This is a genomic window from Pararhizobium sp. O133, from assembly GCF_051669845.1.
Taxonomy (GTDB): domain Bacteria; phylum Pseudomonadota; class Alphaproteobacteria; order Rhizobiales; family Rhizobiaceae; genus Pararhizobium.
In genome coordinates this window covers 2,528,993-2,545,476 of sequence record NZ_CP196426.1, presented here as the reverse complement: position 1 = coordinate 2,545,476, position 16,484 = coordinate 2,528,993, and the positions used below count along the sequence as shown (strand labels likewise).

The window sequence follows — 16,484 nt, the reverse complement described above, 5'->3', positions numbered from 1 at the left end:
GGCCCAAAAGCGATTGTCTAGAAAGGCTCCATACAGGGAGCGCACCGGAATGAACCGGAAAATCTCCCGAAACAAACGGGAGATAGAACCATGAAGACCATTTTCACAGCGCTGATCGCCACCGCCCTGCTGACCACCGGCGCACATGCGGCCGGACAGAACGGCTCCTACGAAGTCGCCTCGCTCCAGTCGGCGACATCGAAGACCAGCGCATTGCCGGCTTTGTCGGGAGCAAAGCCGAAGGCGAAGGCCGCCAAGGCCAATATCAACCTGTCGCCGATCCAGCGCCAGTTGGTGGCCTTCAACGAGAACGTCGCGCCCGGCACGATCATCGTCGACAATTCCGACCGCCGCCTCTACCACGTGCTCGGTAATGGGGTGGCGATGCAGTACGGCGTCAGCGTCGGCCGCGCCGGCTTCATCTGGACCGGCAGCAATACGGTCAGCCGCAAGGCCGAATGGCCGACCTGGAACCCACCGGCGCAGATGCGAGCCCGCGAAGCCCGGAAGGGCCATTTCCTGCCCGTCAGCATGAAGGGCGGCATCAACAACCCGCTCGGCGCCCGCGCCATGTATCTCGGCTCGACCATCTACCGCATCCACGGCACCAACCAGCCATCCTCGATCGGTAAGGCGATGTCGTCCGGCTGCATCCGCATGGCCAACGAGGATGTCGAGCACCTCTACGCCGCCGTCACGATCGGCACCCAGGTCATTGTCCGCGACTGATCGCGGCCCGATCGGAGGGATTTCAGCGGCAGGCGAAAACGCCGGCCGCTGTCGGCATTGCCGGCAGGCCACGGAGTTTCGGGAATTGATCAACGCCCCGCGGGAACATTTCCATGCTGCAGTTTGGCAGCCAGATGCAGCAAGACTACCACATCGTCTTCGCGGCCCGCTCCGGCCATTCCCGGTCATAGGTTTCGTTGTCGAAATCCGCCTTGGCGGCCTTCAGCAGCGTTCCCGGCGTCGGCAGGTTTTGCGGGTCGACAAAACGCTCGGCATTCCACAATTGCGAACGGATGAGCGCCCGGGCGCACTGAAAATAGACCTCGCCGATGGTGACCACGATGACGCTGCGCGGATGCTTGCCGTCGACGGTGAAGGATGCGGTGAGGTTCGGATCGACGCTGACGACCGCTGTACCGTTGATCCGCATGGTCGTGGTCGAGCCCGGAACGAGAAACATCAGCGCCACGCGCGGGTCGCGAACGATGTTGGCAAGCGAATCGACGCGATTGTTGCCGCGCCAGTCAGGCATCAGCACCGTCCTGTCGTCGGCGATGCGCACGACACAGGCGTCGTCGCCGCGCGGCGAACAATCGAGCCCTTCCGGCCCGACGGTTGCCAAGGCTGCAAAGGGCGACGCCTCGATCATGGTGGCATATTCCCGCGTCAGCCGGGTTGTCACCTTGACCATCGATGCCTCGCTGGTGCCGCCGTAGAGCGCGTTCAGTTCCTCAACCGTGCGAATGATCGTCATGCCACCGTGCTCCTTTCCGTCGAGGCGTTTCTTTCGACGGATAGCATGACATCCTCATGACGGCGTGCGAAAAATCAATCAGGCGGCCGCCTGTCGGTCTTGCGCGTGAACGAAGGCGTTGATGTGCTCAATCACGGGAGCCGCGGAGACAATCCGGCGATGGCCGAAGCCATTTGCCCAGTGGAGCTCGACATTCGGTCCTGCGGCGGCGTAACGCCGGGCGTGATCGGCCGAAACCTCCTTGTCGTCCTCAGCATGGACAACCAGCGTCGGCACGGTGAGGATGCTCAGCACGCGAGCGGCGTCGAGCTCCTCGATACGCCGGCCGGACAGGCGCACGACCATGCCCTCGAGCGCGTCCTGCCCTTTCTCCGAAAGACGAAGATATCTCCCGAAACCCTTGAAAAGCCACGTCATATCGCTCGGCGCCCCGATCAGCACCATGCGCTTGGCAACGTGCGAAGGCACGTCACAGACAAGCCCGCCGGCCGCGCAAGCCAGGCTCGCGCCGCCGAAGGAATGGCCGACCGCGACATCGAAGCCACCGAAATGCCGCCAGACCGCATCGATTGCCCTCACCGCCGTCGGCATGGTCAGCGTTCGTCCTGGCGAGGCGCCGTGGCCCGGCAGGTCGAGCGCGACCACGTCGGCGCCGCCGGCCACCAACCCGTCGATCATCGTCGCCAGATAATCGATGCGTGATCCCCAACCATGGACGAGCAGGATGCGTTTCGCCGGCGCCCGCCCGGGCTTGGCCTCGAAATGCCGGGCCATGGCCCAGCCGCCGGAAAAGGAGAGCGACACAGGCTTTCCCCGCGCCATGACGGGTGCTGCCGTAGCAACCGCGGCCCTTTCCTTGTTGTTCTTCGGTTTGCGCCCGGGCGTCACGCTGAACAGCCGGAAAGCCAAACGCCCCGCCGTCTGCGGAGAAAAGACCGAAAGCGTTTTGAAGACGAGACGGGTGACCTCGATCGCAAAGGATGCCATAGTGGGAGTCTCTCTATAAATGTTCAATGATGAACATTATTGTACAACGATGAACAAAAAGCAAGCTCCTATCGAACAGCATCACTTCCCGTGGGACCACCCGCGTTTTCGCAGCTGGATCGCCGTTGCCCGTGCCTGCCAGCTCATGCAGCAGACCCTGACGCGCGCGCTCGCCGATCTCGACATCAAGCCGCCGCATCTGGACATCCTGGTCAATCTCTACCGCTTCGACGGAATCACCCAGCAGGAACTGGCGCGCAAACTGCTGGTGGGGCGCTCGAACATGAGCATGCTGCTGCCGCAACTTGAAAAGCGCGGACTGATCGAGCGGCGCGGCGACGACAAGGACAAGCGCGTCCTGCGCCTGTCGCTGACCGACAGCGGCCGCGCGCTCAGCGAACAGGCGATGGACATCCAGACGAAGGTGATCGACAAATCGATGGAAGATTCACCGATCGAGGAATGCATGATTGTCGCGCAGGCCATGGAACGCCTGGTCGGCATCCTGCTGAAGGATGAGGGTGACGCAGATTAAGCGCGTCGCCGCTCAGCGCGGCTTTTCCGCCTTGTCGCGGGTCATGCCCTTGTCGGCGAGATCCTTCTCGTAGGCCGCAAACAGCGTTTCGCCGTTTTCGCCGAGCTCGCGCAGATAGGTCCAGGTGAAAATGCCGGTATTGTGGGTGTCGTCGAAGCCGATGCGCACCGCGTAATTGCCGGTCGGCGTCATCGAGATGATCGTAACGTTGCGCTTGCCGGGCACGGTCAGCCCTTGCCCCGGCCCATGGCCCTGCACCTCCGCCGAGGGTGACAGCACGCGCAGCATTTCGGCGGAAAGGTCGAAGGAAGCACCATCATTGAAGGCAACCGTCAGCCGGTGACGATCCTTCGACACGCGCAGTTCGGTCGGCCAGATGTCGCTCATGATAAACGGTCTCCATTGTTTTGCCGGAGCACTAGCGCAGATTTCCCTCGGAGGGAATTACCTGTGGCATCTCGATACCTGCCCCTGATAGAAGGAAACTGTTTCAAACCGGATTTCTGATGCTTTTAAGAGCCTATGTCTTGACGCCGCCGCCTTTGCTTACGACATTGGCGGGACAGGGAGAATTGCATTGAATAGCGTCACCATCGACAGGACCGGCGTTCAACCGCTGGCCAATGCCAAGGCCCCGATGATCGACCCGTTCGGGCGCGCCGTTACCTATCTGCGGGTTTCGGTGACGGATCGCTGTGACTTCCGCTGCACCTATTGCATGTCGGAAAACATGACCTTCCTGCCGAAGAAGGACCTGCTGACGCTGGAGGAACTCAACCGCCTCTGTTCCGCCTTCATCGCCAAGGGCGTGCGCAAGCTGCGGCTGACCGGCGGCGAGCCTCTGGTGCGCAAGAACGTCATGTTCCTGATCCGCGAACTCGGCAAGCATGTCCATGCCGGTACGCTCGACGAGCTGACGGTGACAACCAATGGCTCGCAACTGTCGAAATTCGCTGCTGAACTCGCCGATTCAGGCGTGCGGCGCATCAATGTCTCGCTCGACACGCTCGATCCCGACAAGTTCAAGCAGATCACTCGCTGGGGTGAACTATCGAAGGTGATGGAGGGCATCGACGCAGCGCAGGCGGCTGGAATCCACGTCAAGATCAATGCCGTTGCGCTGAAGGGCTTCAACGACGCCGAAATCCCCGATATGCTGCGCTGGGCGCATGGACGCGGCATGGATCTGACATTGATCGAGACCATGCCGATGGGCGAGATCGACGAGGACCGGACGGACCAATACATGCCGCTCAGCGAAATGCGCGACCGGCTGGCCGCTCAGTTCAGCCTGTCGGATATCGCCTACAAGACCGGCGGCCCGGCTCGTTATCTCGAGGTCGCGGAGACCGGCGGCAGGCTCGGCCTGATCACGCCGATGACCCATAATTTCTGCGAGAGCTGCAACCGCGTCCGCCTCACCTGCACCGGCACGCTTTACATGTGCCTCGGCCAGAACGACGCCGCTGATCTGCGCACCGCGCTCAGGGCGTCCAGTGACGATACCTATCTGTCATCCGTGATCGACGAAGCCATCACCCGCAAGCCCAAGGGCCACGACTTCATCATCGATCGCACCCGCAACAAGCCCGCCGTCGCAAGGCACATGAGCGTCACAGGCGGCTGAATTTGCGCAGTCAGGAGGTTCCATTGAAACTGTCCCCCCTCACTCTCAGCCTGCTTTTCGTCTCAACACTGCCGGCACTGGCGCAATCCACACCTGTTGGCCAGAACCAAATCAAGGAAGCTGAAACATTCGTCCGGGCAGCGCTTGGCGACGACTGCGAAATGAACAGCCGCACCGACATTCCGCTGAACTCGACCGAGTCGGAAGACGTCAGCCATTTCGTCTACGAAATCAAATACAGCGCCTCCTACCAAGCCGCCGACGAGCCGGAAAAGCGCGCTGAACTCTACCAGATGTTCTGCGGCATGGGCGCCTATAACCTCCAGCACGCTTTCCTGCTGCGCGACGACGAAAGCGGCCGGTTTCAGCTCGTCGCCTTCGCGCAGCCGAAGCTTGCCTATGACTATGCCGACGCGGACATGACAAAGCTCAACGCCGCACCAACGATTTCGGGCTATACGTAAGGCATATCCTGATCAATGCGACCTACGACCCCGCACGCCACACGATCGCCAGCCACGGTTTCTGGCGCGGTATCGGGGATGCTTGGGACAGCGGCGAATGGACGTTTGCGGATTCCGATTTCGTTCTGTCGAAATACGAGGTCGATCCCACCTTCGACGGCGCGCCCGGACCGGACAAGCAGAAGAGCTACGTCGTCTATCCGCAATAGCGCGCGACAAATTCAGCCACAAAAAACGGAAAGACCCGCGCCGGTTTCCGGCACGGGTCTGTTCAGATGCGATTGCTCCTGTCTCAGGCGGCGTAGCTGCGGCCGTAGCCATGCATGCCGCCACCGGACATCGAACGGCTGGTTCCGGTCTTGAAGCGCTCGATCTTCTCGTTGAGGATGTCCACCTGATGGCGCAGGCCGTGGATTTCGGCGGTGTTTTCCTCGACCATGGCAGCGTTCTGCTGCGTCAGGAGCTCGACCTCGTGGACGGCCTGGTTGACTTCGTTGAGGCCGCGATACTGGTCGGCGGCCGCCGCTTCGATATTGCTGACCAACTGGTGAATGGTCGAGATATGGTTGTTGATGACCGTGAGCGCCGTGCCGGTTTCCTGAACCAGTTCGACGCCGCTGCGAACCTGCTGCGAGCTGTCGGAAATCAGGCCCTTGATCTCGCGGGCCGCACCGGCGCAGCGCTGTGCCAGTTCGCGGACTTCCTGTGCCACGACGGCAAAGCCACGGCCGGCTTCGCCGGCACGAGCAGCCTCAACGCCGGCATTGAGCGCTAAAAGGTTGGTCTGGAATGCGATCTCGTCGATCACGCCGATGATGGTCGATATCTTGTCCGAGGACTTGTTGATCGCGGCCATCGCATCGATCGCCTTGGCGACGACTTCGCCCGAATGCCGGGCATAGCTGTGGGTCTCGTCGACCGACACCGTCGTCTTGCGAGCACTTTCGGCCGTCGAGCGGACGATCTCGGTGAGTTGGCGAAGTGCCCGCGAGCTTTCCTCGAGGGCTGCCGCCTGCTGCTCCGTGCGGCGGGCAAGATCGTCGGCGGAGGATGCGAGGTTGCCAGTGCCGCTGGTGATCTCGTCGGTCACGCCGCGCACATCGATCAACGTCGCGCGCAGGGCCTCGACGGCGTTGTTGTAGGTCTGTGCCATGACTACATAGTCTTCCGAGAGATCCTCGGCCATGCCTTCTTCCAGGTTGCCGTCGGCAAGCTTGGCGAGCACGTCGGACAAAGCCGTCAGCGCTTCCATCTGGTCGGCCTCGATACGGGCGCGCTCCTGGCGGCGACGGGCTTCCTCTTCGGCGGTCTGGGTGCGGGCGGCTTCAGCCTCCTGCCCCAGACGGACATTTTCGACGGCGTTGTCACGGAAGACCGCGACCGAGCGGACCATGTCGCCGATTTCGTCGCCACGGTTACGGCCTTCGATTGCGACCTCGAGGTCGCCATTGGCAAGCCGAGTCATCGTCTCGGTGACGCGCTTCAGCGGGCCGCGCAGGGTCTCGATCAGCATCAGGCCACCGACAATGGCAAGCAGCGTGCCGGCGACCATGGCGATGATCGATACATTGGCCGAGCGCTGGCTGTCCTGCTTGCCGGCTTCCTGGGCGCTGCTGACGAAGTTTTCGAGCGTCTGGCTGGCATCGGCGACCAACGTCGCAGCCTCGGCCTTGGCGGCCTGCCAACGTGCGCCGACATCGATCAGTTGCGCGGTGCCGATGTCGATGGCAGCGAGCGAAGGCGTCAGCTTGCCGGCGAGATCGCGCAGCGCGGCATATTTCGCGCCCAGTTCCGAAAGCTTGGCGACGCTTTCGCGAACGGCGCCGATGTCGGCAATGACGCTGTCGCGGCTGGCGGAATCGAGCTTGCGGTGCAGTTCGCTGATATGCAGACGGGTATCGTCGAGGCCCTTGAAGGTATCGTTCATCAACGAGATCAGGGTCTTCAGAGTCGAGATTTCGTTGTCCATGCCGACGAAGCGCTTGGCGGCGGCGTCCGAATTGGTCACGGCCTGCTTGGCGAAATCGGCCTCATACTTGGAAAGCTTGATCAGCGCGCCACTCAGAAGGCCCTTCTTGACCTCATTGGTATCGCCGCTTGCCAGGATGTCCTGGATGACCTTGGCATCGACCTTCATCCCGGCGATCTGCTTCTGAACCTTGTCAGACGCGATCTTTTCAGCTTCAGCGATCTGTTTCAGCAGATGCGGCAGGAGATTGGTGGCCTGCTCGACCTTGGCATCCGGCGCGATCGCCATGGTGACCGGCAGGCGGAATTTCTTGATGCGCTCGGCCAGGCCCTGGTAGGCGGCGGCATCGAACAGCATCGCCTTGGCGAAGGCTTCCTTGTCGCCCGACTCCTTGCGGACGATGTCGATCTGCTTATAGGCGGAATTGCCCTGCGCGGTCATGTCGGCCATGGCGGCGTCCAGCGACGCGGTGACGCCGTCGCGCTCGGTCTTGATCGTCCAGAGCTTCTCCTCCTGGCCGCGCATCGTTTCGCCGAGCGCGACGACGGTGGCGACCTTGGCCTTATCTGCACCCGCCGTCAGAAGGTCGTTCAGCGTCCGGATGCCGGCTTCCTGATCGTCGATCCGGCTCTTCAGCACGTTGCGCGTCTCTTCCGTCGGACCATCGACAAAGCTCTGCAGGCTGGTGCGCAGCGCCTGGAAATCGGAGAGATTGTTGATCGTTTCGCGCGTCACGGTCATATGGCCATTCAGCGTACTCGCCGTGAAATAGCCGACAAGGCCGATACCGGCGATGAGGGCAACCAGCGGCACGACGAAAAGCAGAACCTTGGTGACGATGCGCAGACGCTGCAAAGAACGATCGATTAGGGACATTCCGAACTCCAGATGTTGAGCAAACCGGACATTCCCGCCAGACTGTCCTCCGGATTGGAGGACGGACAAACCGGGACGCATCATGGCGCCTGTCCGGAATGTCATCCGGTTGCTCTGAACGTGAAGACTTCACGTTACGTCAACCATAATCGCGTCATGCGACGGGTAGCGGAATATCGGAAAGATAGGCACGGAAGCTTAATATTTCGCCAAAAATCCGGTGGCTTAGGCAAATGTGGCGGAAATGCGCGAAGGCATGTCATCATATTCGTAACAACTGAATTGATTTGGTTTTTGCCCGGATTTGCGCCGAAAAGAGACCTCCGAAGGTTAGCGGTTGCATAAAAGAAATGCCGATGCTTTACAGATGGGCATCAACGGCGACGCAGTCCGGTCGAGGCTGCAGAATCGCCGGCGTGCACAAGGGCGGCGGCCAGAACGGACCTGAAAAATAATGCATTCCACCGCCAATTTTCGTGGCGCGATCTTCATGTGCCTGGCCATGGCAGGCTTTACCTGCAACGACGCCCTTGTGAAGTCCGTGACCGGGGTTATGAACAGCGGCCAGATCATGCTGGTACGCGGCTTCTTCACCTACATCCTCGTCCTGTTGCTGGCGCGCCATTTCGGCGCCATGCGCTCCTTCCGGCTGGTCCTCTCGCCGGCGGTGGCAATGCGGATCGCGGCCGAGGTCGCCGCCTCCATCGCCTATATCAGTGCGCTCGGCCAGCTTCCGCTCGCCAATGCCTCCGCCATCCTGCAGGCCCTGCCGCTGGCGGTGACGCTCGGAGCCGCTCTGTTCCTGTCCGAGCCGGTCGGCTGGCGCCGGTGGCTGGCGATCCTCATCGGCTTTCTCGGTGTGCTGATCGTGCTTCGCCCCGGCCCGGATGGTTTCACCGGCGCCGCCTTGAGCGTCATTGCTTCCGTTGTCTTCGCCGCCATCCGCGATCTCTGTACCCGCAGGATCGATCACGCCATCCCGTCGCTGTTCATCGCGGTCATCACCGCAACGGCGATCACCGCGACGGGCGCCGTCCTGATCGTGCCGCTCGGCGGCTGGCAACCGATGTCGGCCGGAACGGTCGGCACGCTCGCCGTCGCCAGCATCCTGCTTCTGGTCGGCTATCAGTTCATCGTGCTCGCGATGCGCAACGGTGAGATCGGCATCATCGCCCCCTTCCGCTACACCAGCCTGATCTGGTCGATCGGCATCGGTATCCTGTTTTTTTCCGAAGAGCCGGATATCTGGATGGTGACCGGCGTCGCCATCATCGTCGCTTCCGGCCTCTATACTTTCGCGCGTGAAAGAAAGCGGCGTATGGCGACACCCGCGCAGGAATCGGAGCCGGGCTCGCCATGACCGCAGGATATCCCGCAGCCGGACGCTCCGAGTATCCGCCCGGCGTCATCCTTGCCGGCGGCCGGTCGTCGCGCATGGGCAGCGACAAGTCCGCGCGCCTGCTTGGCGGCATTCCGCTGCTGCAGCATGTGATCGAACGATTTGCACCGCAAACCTCCATGGTCGGCGTCAACAGGAACATCAGCGACAAGCTTGACTTTGCCCCTACCATCCCCGTTTTTGCCGATACGGTGCCGGGCCATGTCGGACCGATGGGCGGGGTGCTGGCGGCCATGCGCCACGCGCGCGTCTTTACCCCAACGGGAAGCCATGTCGCGACCGTTCCGACCGACACGCCGTTTTTTCCGAGGGACCTCGTCGCTCGCCTGCAAATGGCGATCAGCGGTCCTGACGAGATCGCCGTGGCCTTCTCCGGCGAGACCATGCATCCGGTCTTTGCTCTGTGGCCCATCGCCCTCGCCGACGCACTGGAGACCTGGCTGCTCACCGACGAAAAACGCCGGGTGCGCAGCTTTATCGAACGTCACCCGATGTCCGCCGTCCCCTTCGCGCCGCTCGACACCGCTGATGGACCAATCGATCAATTTTTCAACATCAACACGCCGGCGGACCTGGAAACGGCCGAACGCTGGCTACCCCTGATCCGGGAGAACGAACGATGACCCTACCCGACGGGCAAGCGCCAAAGGTTTTCGGCATCGCCGGCTGGAAGAATTCCGGCAAGACCGGCCTCGCCGTGCGGCTGGTCATGGAACTGACGGCGCGCGGCTATCGTGTCTCGACGGTCAAGCATGCCCATCATGATTTCGATATCGACAAGGTCGGCGCCGACAGTTTTCGCCACCGCGAGGCCGGTGCCCATGAAGTGACCATCGTCTCCGGAACGCGTTACGCGATCATGCACGAACTGCGCGGCGCACCCGAGCCGAGCTTTGCGGAAATTCTTGCCCGTCTGGCGCCCTGCGACCTCGTGCTGATCGAAGGTTACAAGCGCGAACCGATCCCGAAGATCGAAGCCCGCCGGCTGGACTCGAAAAATCGCGAGCCGCTTGCCCCATCCGATCCGCACATCCTCGCTGTCGCCGCCGATCATCCGGTGGAGGACACTGCACTCGCAGTCTTCGATCTGAACGACACCAACGCGATTGCCGACTTCATTGAAACGACGACGGGCCTGACGCGCAAAAATGCGTAATCACGCTGTCAGTTGGTCGTGTCGTCACTGCCATCTTCCGTCGCATCGTCCAGCCGGACGAATTCGTAGCCTTTGGCCTTGAGGTCGAGAATACCTTTGACGACGCCGGCGCCGGCCTCATGGGTCGGCTGGTTGATATGGGCGATGATGACATCGCCGTCCTTCGCGCGGGCGATATGCCGCTCGGCCTGGGCAGCCCCGAGCAGCGAACCACCGTCACCATTGATCGAGTAACCGGCGACGCGAAAACCCATCTGCCGGATCTGGCCGATCGACGTCAGACTGTATTTCGCGGTCGCGCCACGGAACCAGTGCGAGGTCAGGCCCTCGGCCGATATCGCAGCCGCACCGCCCGCCACTTCCGCCTCGACGGCCTGGGGGCTGCCGGCTGCGGGAATGCCGTAGATGGAAACAACCTGGTCGACGGCGGGCACATGCATCGCGCCGTGATTCTCGATCTCGAACAGGTCCGGCCGCGCCTTGAACCGGGCGAGTGTCGCTGCATTGCGCTTCAGCCAGCGGGCGGTCACGAAAATCGTCGCCGGAATATTGTTGTCGATCAGCGCCGACAGGATGCGCTCGTCGGTCTTGCCGCTGCAGGCATCGAAGGTCAGCGCCACGCGTGGCTTTGTCCCCTCGCCTTTTTCCCGCGCCTCAAGCTTCAACTGCGGTTCCACCAGCCGGGTCTTGGTAGCGGAAACCTGACCGGCGGAAACGGCCAGTGCGAGAGCGGCGAGGATGATTTTCATGGACGTCTCGAAGATCGATATCGGCAAGGCTGCCGGAAGGAGGGGAAGTCGAGCAAACGGCCCGGTGCTGGTTGCACCGGGCCGTTTGCAGCGGCATCCCAATGAGACGCCGAATGATGGCTAATTCTGGGCCACGGGCCGAACCAGCGGCGTCACGCGACGGATCGTCACGCGCCGGTTCTGCTGCTCGGCTTCCAGCGTGCGGACCTTGAGGAAGCGCTCGCCGTAGCCCTGGGGCACCAGGTTTTCCGCCGGGATGTCGTAGACTTCCGTCAGCAGCGAGGCGACCGATTCGGCGCGTTCGTCCGAGAGTACCAGGTTCGGCTTGTCGCCGCCGACCGCATCCGTATGTCCCTCGATGAAGAAGGTTTCACCCGGATCCTTTTCGATGACTTCGAGCATGGCATCGGCGACCTTGCGCAGGGTTTTTGCCTGCGACAACGGAACTTCGGCGCTGTTCGTCGCAAAGGTGATCGTATCCAGATCGATACGGCGCACCTTGTCGCGGATACGGGCAGAGCTCCTCACCTCATCGATCGTATAGGTCCGCTCGACCTGCTCCACCGGCGGCTCGGCCAGGAACTCATAATAATCGCGGTCCGGCTCGCTCGACGTGTCGATGATGTAATCCTCGACGGGAACCCGCAGGCGCATCGGCGGCAGATCCTCGCCAGCATCGAAGGCCGGCGGACGCGGGCCGTCGTCGGCTTGCGGCGCATAGATCATCAGATATTCGCGGCCGGACGCATCGATGCGCGAGCGCTGGATGACGTCGCCATAGCGGTTGTAGATCGTCACGACACGAACACCGCCGGCGCGCTCGATCGTTTCGCGCGACCGTCCACCGGACAGTTCTTCATAGTATGTCTCGGTCGCATTGCGGCGCAGACGCGGCCGGTCGTCGCCACGAACGATAATCTTGTCGCCGAAATCCAGTACCGTCCGGTCGTCGCGCGTGTCGTCGATCCGTGGGCGGCGGCGATCATTGCCGGTGAAGGCATCGATCAGGTCGGGAATGTTGAATTCCGGCACATCATTGATCCGGCGGCCCTTTTCGCGTGTCGCGGCTTCCAGTTCATCGCGGCTCGGCCGGCGATCCTTGCGGCCGCGCTGGGCTTCCTCGTCGCTTTTCGGAACTTCGACATTCTGATTCTCTTCGGCGCGGACCCGTTCACGTTGCTTGCGCCGCTTCTCACGCGTACCGGTGTCACCGGAATTGTCGGCTTCCTTGTCGCTGTCGAGCACGGCCGCGCCATTGTCGACCGGCAACACCACCGTCTCGTCGGTCTTCGAAGGATCGCGGGCGATCTTCTGCTTTTCTTCCTTGGTGCGTTTATCGACCACCTCTGGGATCGGCTCACGGCGATCACGCGGCTTGCGGCCTTCCTGGTTAGCCTCGTCGCCGTCGATGGCGGGACGCATTTCGTCCTCGGTCACCGGCTTCTCGCCGTTTTGTTCGGCGTCAGCACGGGCCTTCTGTTCTTCGCGGATGCGGTTGCGCTCCTCGGCAGCCTTCCGGGTGGCTTCGTCATCGCTGGAAGGCTGGGCTTCCTCTGTCTGCTGCTGCTCGGCCTGCTGACGCTTCTTGCGCTCAGCGCGCGCCTTGGCCTTTTCCTCGGCAGCCTTTGCCGCTTCGTCATCAGCAGAGGGCTGGGCTTCCTTTTGCTGTTGCTGCTGTTCAGCCTGCTGACGCTTCTTGCGGTCGGCGCGGGCCTTGGCCTTTTCCTCGGCAGCCTTTGCCGCCTCGTCATCAGCAGAGGGCTGAGCCTCTTCCTGCTGTTGCTGTTCAGCCTGCTGACGCTTCTTGCGCTCGGCGCGGGCCCTGGCCTTCTCCTCGGCGGCCTTTGCCGCTTCATCGTCGGCGGAAGGTTGTGCCTTCTCCTGCTGTTGCTCGGCCTGCTGGCGCTTCTTGCGTTCGGCACGGCTCGGCTGCTGTTCCTCCGCTGGCTGGGCTTTCTGCTGCTGTTCCTGCTGCTGCTCTGCCTCCTGGCGCTTCTTGCGGCGCGGCTTTTCCTCCTGCGGCTGCGCCTCCTCGGCGGGTTGCGCTTCTTCGGCCGGTTGCTCGGCGCGCTGCTTGCGCTTCTTGCGCAGCAGCTCTTCCGGCACCTGCTCACCGCCGCCGTCCGCTTGCGCGGCGCCATCTTCCTGCGCGACCTCGAACGGTTTCATCAGGCTATCGGCGAGCGCCGGCTGGATGGCAATGGACATCGACAGCATCGGAAACGCCACGGTCGCGAAAAGTCTGGATCGGATAGTCATGTCTTCCTCCTTCAGAGGTCTCGTTTCGTCGTTTTCAACCGGCAGGACGGCCCGGCCTTCTTTCCTTCGCCGTTTGGGCAGACCCAAGCGGTCAAAAAAAGGCGCACCGGTTCAAATCAGCGGTTCAATGATTAGCGAAACCTGCATTAACTCGGGATGAATGCTCTGTTCATCTGCCGGGAGACATAGGCCGGCTTTTGCCGGAAGCCAGCCCAGGACATGAAGATGTGCAGGGATTTCATCAAGAGGACATTGGTTTTCTGTTGATTTTTCCGATTAAAGCGTAGGAATATCCGCCCAACCCGCCACAACGATGGCAGGGATGAGGGCGCCCGCAAAGAAGAAAGAAACCGGGCGCCAGCCAAACAGAGAGGATCAACATGCGTATTTCAAGACGTCTCGCCATGGCCGCTTCGGCAGCCGTTTTCGCGCTCATGGCCGGCACCGCCATGGCCGACGGCGAAAAGATCGTCATCGGGACGGAAGGTGCCTACCCGCCCTTCAACAATCTCGAAGCCGACGGAACCCTGACCGGCTTCGACATCGACATCGCCAAGGCGCTCTGCGTCGAAATGAAGGCCGAGTGCACCTTCGTGACCCAGGACTGGGACGGCATCATCCCGGCCCTGCTCGCCAAGAAGTTCGACGCGATCGTCGCTTCGATGTCGATCACCCCGGAGCGTATGGAAAAGGTCGATTTCAGCGAGAAATATTACAACACCGGCCCGGCGATCGTCGTGCCGAAGGATTCGCCCATTACCGACGCAACGGCCGAAGGCCTGGCCGGCAAGACGCTCGGCGCGCAGTCGTCGACGACTCACTCCAACTATGCCGAACATTTCTTCAAGGATGCCGAGCTCAAGCTCTATCCGACCCCGGACGAGTACAAGCTCGACGTGGCGAACGGCCGTGTCGATGCCGTCATCGACGACGTCGTCGTTCTGTCGTCCTGGCTGAAGACCGAAGACGGCGCCTGCTGCAAGCTGCTCAAGGCGCTCAAGCCGGATCTGGAGATCAACGGTGTTGGCGCCGGCATTGCCGTGCGCAAGGGTGACACCGAGCTGAAGGGCAAGCTGGATGCCGCCATCAAGGCGATCCGCGCCAGCGGCAAGTACAAGGAAATCAACGACAAGTACTTCGACTTCGACGTTTACGGCGACTAATTTTTATCCGCCGCTAAAATACGATGGCGGAAGGCTTGCCCTTCCGCCATTTTTGCCGGACAAACAGAATAACAAGAAACAAGCCTCAAGGCCGCGCAGGGGAAATCGGACATATGCAGGCTGCTTTTGCTGCCCTCTCTTCTTTTGTCTCGTGGTTTGATCCGTTCTGCGGGCCGGTGGGAATCTTCCAGCTTCTATCATCGGATTCGTTGCTGTCCTGCGGCGACACGGGCTGGGGCGACGAGATCGCCTACGGCTTCATGATCACCGCGAGCCTTGCGATCTGCACGTTGCCGGTCGGCCTCTTCCTCGGCTTTTTCATTGCCCTTGCCAAACAGTCCGAGGAAAGATCACTGCGGCTGGCCACCAACATCTACACCACTATCTTTCGCGGCCTGCCGGAACTCCTGACGCTGTTCATCGTCTATTACGGCCTGCAGATCGTCGTGCAACAGGTCATGGCGGGCTTAGGCTATGAAGGTCCGGTAGAGATCAACACCTTCGTCGCCGGCATGATCGCGCTTGGCGTCGTCTTCTCAGCCTATTGTTCCGAAGTCCTGCTCTCCGCGTTCAAGGCCATTCCGCGCGGGCAGTATGAAGCCGGCGATGCGCTCGGTTTCCACCGTGGCCGTACCATGCGGCTGATCATCCTGCCGCAACTGGTGCGTATCGCCCTGCCCGGCCTCGGCAATCTCTGGATGGCGCTCTTGAAGGACACGGCGCTCGTCTCCATCATCGGTCTGCCGGACATCCTGCGCCAGACGGGTGTCGCGGCACGCGTCACCAAACACGCCTTCGAGTTCTTCTCGATGGCCTGCCTGCTCTTCCTGGTGCTTGCGATGGTGTCTTCGGTCGTCTTTTCCGCGCTCGAACGACATACCAAACGCTCGGAGGTCGGACGATGAGCCATCGCGAAACCATGCTGCCGGCCCTGCCGCCACCGCCCGAGGCAATGCGGCGCGCGTCTCTCTCCCACTACATTGGCATTGTCGCGCTCGGCTTCTGGCTGGCGGCTTCCGTCGGCATCTTCCTCTTTGTCGTCCAAAGCTGGAGCATCGAGAAACTCACCAAGTATGGTCCGAATTTCATCTCCGGTCTCGGCGTCACCCTGACGCTGGTCAGCATCTCGATCGTGCTCGGCGGCATCCTGTCCCTGCCGATCGCCTATGGCCGGATGAGCAAGAACAGGATCTTGTCCTGGATCGCCTATGTCTATGTCTACTTCTTCCGCGGCACGCCGCTGATCACCCAACTCTTCCTGGTCTATTACGGCTTCGGCAGCTTCCGTCCCTATCTCGAGGCCATCGGTCTGTGGACCTTCTTCCGTGACGCCTGGTTCTGCGCGCTCCTGACCTTCACGCTGAACACCGCCGCCTACCAGGCCGAAATCCTGCGCGGCGCCATCGAAAGCGTACCGCGCGGCCAGCATGAAGGCGCAGCAGCCCTTGGGCTGCCCAAGCGTATCGCCTTCTTCAAGATCATCCTGCCGCAGGCGATGATCGTGGCGCTGCGCCCCTATGGCAATGAGATCATCCTGATGATCAAGGGCTCCGCGATCGTCGCCATCGTCACCGTCTTCGACCTGATGGGAGAAACGCGCCGCGCCTTCTCGCGCACCTACGATTTCCAGATGTATCTCTGGGCAGCAGTTCTCTATCTGATCATGGTGGAAATGCTGCGCAATCTGTGGGCCTGGATCGAGGCCCGCCTGACGCGCCACCTGAAACGATAGGGAGCCGCTGGCAGCACTCGCTCTTGAATGCTGCTAACCCCTTGTAATCCGTAAATATTCATGACGAAGCCGTGAATCGTTGTTG

Annotated in this window: 18 protein-coding genes; 12 read left to right on the top strand and 6 right to left on the bottom strand. The window is 61.6% G+C overall.

Annotated elements, in window-relative coordinates:
* Positions 1 to 90: 90 nt before the first annotated feature.
* A complete protein-coding gene (locus tag ACST81_RS12170) occupies positions 91 to 729 on the top strand; it encodes a L,D-transpeptidase (protein WP_438747955.1) in 639 nt (212 codons plus the stop codon).
* Positions 730 to 874: 145 nt separating this feature from the next.
* On the opposite strand, the gene ACST81_RS12165 is transcribed toward ACST81_RS12170, so the two are convergent.
* Together ACST81_RS12165 and ACST81_RS12160 are read right to left on the bottom strand one after the other, a co-directional pair.
* The gene (locus tag ACST81_RS12165; RefSeq protein WP_438747953.1) at positions 875 to 1,483 is read right to left on the bottom strand and encodes a pyridoxamine 5'-phosphate oxidase family protein; all 609 of its coding nucleotides are present in this window, start codon (positions 1,481 to 1,483) and stop codon (positions 875 to 877) included.
* Positions 1,484 to 1,561: 78 nt separating this feature from the next.
* Positions 1,562 to 2,470, bottom strand: a complete 909-nt coding sequence (locus ACST81_RS12160) for an alpha/beta fold hydrolase (protein ID WP_438747951.1) — start codon at positions 2,468 to 2,470, stop codon at positions 1,562 to 1,564.
* Between the two features lie 49 nt (positions 2,471 to 2,519).
* Between ACST81_RS12160 and ACST81_RS12155 the strand changes: the two genes are divergently transcribed.
* Positions 2,520 to 3,005 carry a MarR family winged helix-turn-helix transcriptional regulator gene (locus ACST81_RS12155; RefSeq protein ID WP_438747950.1) on the top strand — a complete coding sequence of 162 codons (486 nt, stop codon included), beginning with the start codon at positions 2,520 to 2,522 and terminating at the stop codon, positions 3,003 to 3,005.
* Positions 3,006 to 3,017: 12 nt separating this feature from the next.
* Here ACST81_RS12155 and ACST81_RS12150 read toward each other — a convergent pair whose 3' ends face one another.
* Positions 3,018 to 3,392, bottom strand: coding sequence for a gamma-butyrobetaine hydroxylase-like domain-containing protein (locus ACST81_RS12150; RefSeq protein ID WP_438747949.1), 375 nt, complete (start codon positions 3,390 to 3,392; stop codon positions 3,018 to 3,020).
* A gap of 190 nt (positions 3,393 to 3,582) precedes the next feature.
* On the opposite strand from ACST81_RS12150, the gene moaA reads away from it, so the two are divergent.
* Genes moaA through ACST81_RS12135 form a run of 3 tightly spaced genes read left to right on the top strand, consistent with a single transcriptional unit; the run spans position 3,583 to position 5,305 of the window.
* Positions 3,583 to 4,632 carry a GTP 3',8-cyclase MoaA gene (gene moaA / locus ACST81_RS12145; RefSeq protein WP_438747947.1) on the top strand — a complete coding sequence of 350 codons (1,050 nt, stop codon included), beginning with the start codon at positions 3,583 to 3,585 and terminating at the stop codon, positions 4,630 to 4,632.
* Between the two features lie 23 nt (positions 4,633 to 4,655).
* Entirely contained in the window at positions 4,656 to 5,096 is a 441-nt protein-coding gene (locus ACST81_RS12140; RefSeq protein ID WP_438747945.1) for a hypothetical protein, read from the top strand.
* A gap of 5 nt (positions 5,097 to 5,101) precedes the next feature.
* On the top strand, positions 5,102 to 5,305 hold the full coding sequence (locus tag ACST81_RS12135) for a DUF1176 domain-containing protein (RefSeq protein ID WP_438753538.1): 204 nt from the start codon (positions 5,102 to 5,104) through the stop codon (positions 5,303 to 5,305).
* An 83-nt stretch (positions 5,306 to 5,388) separates the two neighbouring features.
* Here ACST81_RS12135 and ACST81_RS12130 read toward each other — a convergent pair whose 3' ends face one another.
* The gene (locus ACST81_RS12130; protein ID WP_438747944.1) at positions 5,389 to 7,941 is read right to left on the bottom strand and encodes a methyl-accepting chemotaxis protein; all 2,553 of its coding nucleotides are present in this window, start codon (positions 7,939 to 7,941) and stop codon (positions 5,389 to 5,391) included.
* A 454-nt stretch (positions 7,942 to 8,395) separates the two neighbouring features.
* Between ACST81_RS12130 and ACST81_RS12125 the strand changes: the two genes are divergently transcribed.
* Genes ACST81_RS12125 through mobB form a run of 3 tightly spaced genes read left to right on the top strand, consistent with a single transcriptional unit; the run spans position 8,396 to position 10,496 of the window.
* The gene (locus tag ACST81_RS12125) at positions 8,396 to 9,301 is read left to right on the top strand and encodes a DMT family transporter (RefSeq protein WP_438747942.1); all 906 of its coding nucleotides are present in this window, start codon (positions 8,396 to 8,398) and stop codon (positions 9,299 to 9,301) included.
* Entirely contained in the window at positions 9,298 to 9,963 is a 666-nt protein-coding gene (gene mobA, locus ACST81_RS12120) for a molybdenum cofactor guanylyltransferase MobA (protein WP_438747941.1), read from the top strand. Before ACST81_RS12125 ends, mobA begins: the two co-directional genes overlap by 4 nt.
* Positions 9,960 to 10,496 carry a molybdopterin-guanine dinucleotide biosynthesis protein B gene (mobB, locus tag ACST81_RS12115; protein WP_438747940.1) on the top strand — a complete coding sequence of 179 codons (537 nt, stop codon included), beginning with the start codon at positions 9,960 to 9,962 and terminating at the stop codon, positions 10,494 to 10,496. The genes mobA and mobB overlap by 4 nt, the downstream gene beginning before the upstream one ends.
* A gap of 8 nt (positions 10,497 to 10,504) precedes the next feature.
* Here mobB and ACST81_RS12110 read toward each other — a convergent pair whose 3' ends face one another.
* Positions 10,505 to 11,245, bottom strand: coding sequence for a polysaccharide deacetylase family protein (locus ACST81_RS12110; RefSeq protein WP_438747938.1), 741 nt, complete (start codon positions 11,243 to 11,245; stop codon positions 10,505 to 10,507).
* Here ACST81_RS12110 and ACST81_RS12105 point away from each other — a divergent pair.
* Positions 11,244 to 11,369, top strand: coding sequence for a hypothetical protein (locus ACST81_RS12105; protein ID WP_438747936.1), 126 nt, complete (start codon positions 11,244 to 11,246; stop codon positions 11,367 to 11,369). The genes ACST81_RS12110 and ACST81_RS12105 overlap by 2 nt on opposite strands.
* Here the strand turns inward: ACST81_RS12105 and ACST81_RS12100 are convergent.
* Positions 11,366 to 13,504 carry an OmpA family protein gene (locus ACST81_RS12100; RefSeq protein ID WP_438747934.1) on the bottom strand — a complete coding sequence of 713 codons (2,139 nt, stop codon included), beginning with the start codon at positions 13,502 to 13,504 and terminating at the stop codon, positions 11,366 to 11,368. The genes ACST81_RS12105 and ACST81_RS12100 overlap by 4 nt on opposite strands.
* A gap of 380 nt (positions 13,505 to 13,884) precedes the next feature.
* Here ACST81_RS12100 and ACST81_RS12095 point away from each other — a divergent pair, with 380 nt between their 5' ends.
* The 3 genes from ACST81_RS12095 to ACST81_RS12085 all read left to right on the top strand — a co-directional run bounded on the left by ACST81_RS12095 (position 13,885) and on the right by ACST81_RS12085 (position 16,399).
* Positions 13,885 to 14,667: an ABC transporter substrate-binding protein gene (locus ACST81_RS12095; protein WP_438747932.1), complete on the top strand. Its 783-nt coding sequence runs from the start codon at positions 13,885 to 13,887 to the stop codon at positions 14,665 to 14,667.
* A 113-nt stretch (positions 14,668 to 14,780) separates the two neighbouring features.
* Positions 14,781 to 15,572 carry an ABC transporter permease gene (locus ACST81_RS12090; RefSeq protein WP_438747930.1) on the top strand — a complete coding sequence of 264 codons (792 nt, stop codon included), beginning with the start codon at positions 14,781 to 14,783 and terminating at the stop codon, positions 15,570 to 15,572.
* On the top strand, positions 15,569 to 16,399 hold the full coding sequence (locus tag ACST81_RS12085) for an ABC transporter permease (RefSeq protein ID WP_438747928.1): 831 nt from the start codon (positions 15,569 to 15,571) through the stop codon (positions 16,397 to 16,399). The genes ACST81_RS12090 and ACST81_RS12085 overlap by 4 nt, the downstream gene beginning before the upstream one ends.
* Positions 16,400 to 16,484: the final 85 nt, after the last annotated feature.

Bases quoted from the DNA above. Each gene is read 5' to 3' on its own strand.
- ACST81_RS12155 (WP_438747950.1), top strand. From the start codon at position 2,520: ATGAACAAAAAGCAAGCTCCTATCGAACAGCATCACTTCCCGTGGGAC.
- ACST81_RS12105 (WP_438747936.1), top strand. From the start codon at position 11,244: ATGGACGTCTCGAAGATCGATATCGGCAAGGCTGCCGGAAGGAGGGGA.
- ACST81_RS12100 (WP_438747934.1), bottom strand. From the start codon at position 13,504: ATGACTATCCGATCCAGACTTTTCGCGACCGTGGCGTTTCCGATGCTG.
- ACST81_RS12110 (WP_438747938.1), bottom strand. From the start codon at position 11,245: ATGAAAATCATCCTCGCCGCTCTCGCACTGGCCGTTTCCGCCGGTCAG.
- ACST81_RS12160 (WP_438747951.1), bottom strand. From the start codon at position 2,470: ATGGCATCCTTTGCGATCGAGGTCACCCGTCTCGTCTTCAAAACGCTT.
- ACST81_RS12165 (WP_438747953.1), bottom strand. From the start codon at position 1,483: ATGACGATCATTCGCACGGTTGAGGAACTGAACGCGCTCTACGGCGGC.
- mobB (WP_438747940.1), top strand. From the start codon at position 9,960: ATGACCCTACCCGACGGGCAAGCGCCAAAGGTTTTCGGCATCGCCGGC.
- ACST81_RS12125 (WP_438747942.1), top strand. From the start codon at position 8,396: ATGCATTCCACCGCCAATTTTCGTGGCGCGATCTTCATGTGCCTGGCC.
- ACST81_RS12085 (WP_438747928.1), top strand. From the start codon at position 15,569: ATGAGCCATCGCGAAACCATGCTGCCGGCCCTGCCGCCACCGCCCGAG.
- ACST81_RS12150 (WP_438747949.1), bottom strand. From the start codon at position 3,392: ATGAGCGACATCTGGCCGACCGAACTGCGCGTGTCGAAGGATCGTCAC.
- ACST81_RS12130 (WP_438747944.1), bottom strand. From the start codon at position 7,941: ATGTCCCTAATCGATCGTTCTTTGCAGCGTCTGCGCATCGTCACCAAG.
- mobA (WP_438747941.1), top strand. From the start codon at position 9,298: ATGACCGCAGGATATCCCGCAGCCGGACGCTCCGAGTATCCGCCCGGC.
- ACST81_RS12170 (WP_438747955.1), top strand. From the start codon at position 91: ATGAAGACCATTTTCACAGCGCTGATCGCCACCGCCCTGCTGACCACC.
- ACST81_RS12090 (WP_438747930.1), top strand. From the start codon at position 14,781: ATGCAGGCTGCTTTTGCTGCCCTCTCTTCTTTTGTCTCGTGGTTTGAT.
- ACST81_RS12095 (WP_438747932.1), top strand. From the start codon at position 13,885: ATGCGTATTTCAAGACGTCTCGCCATGGCCGCTTCGGCAGCCGTTTTC.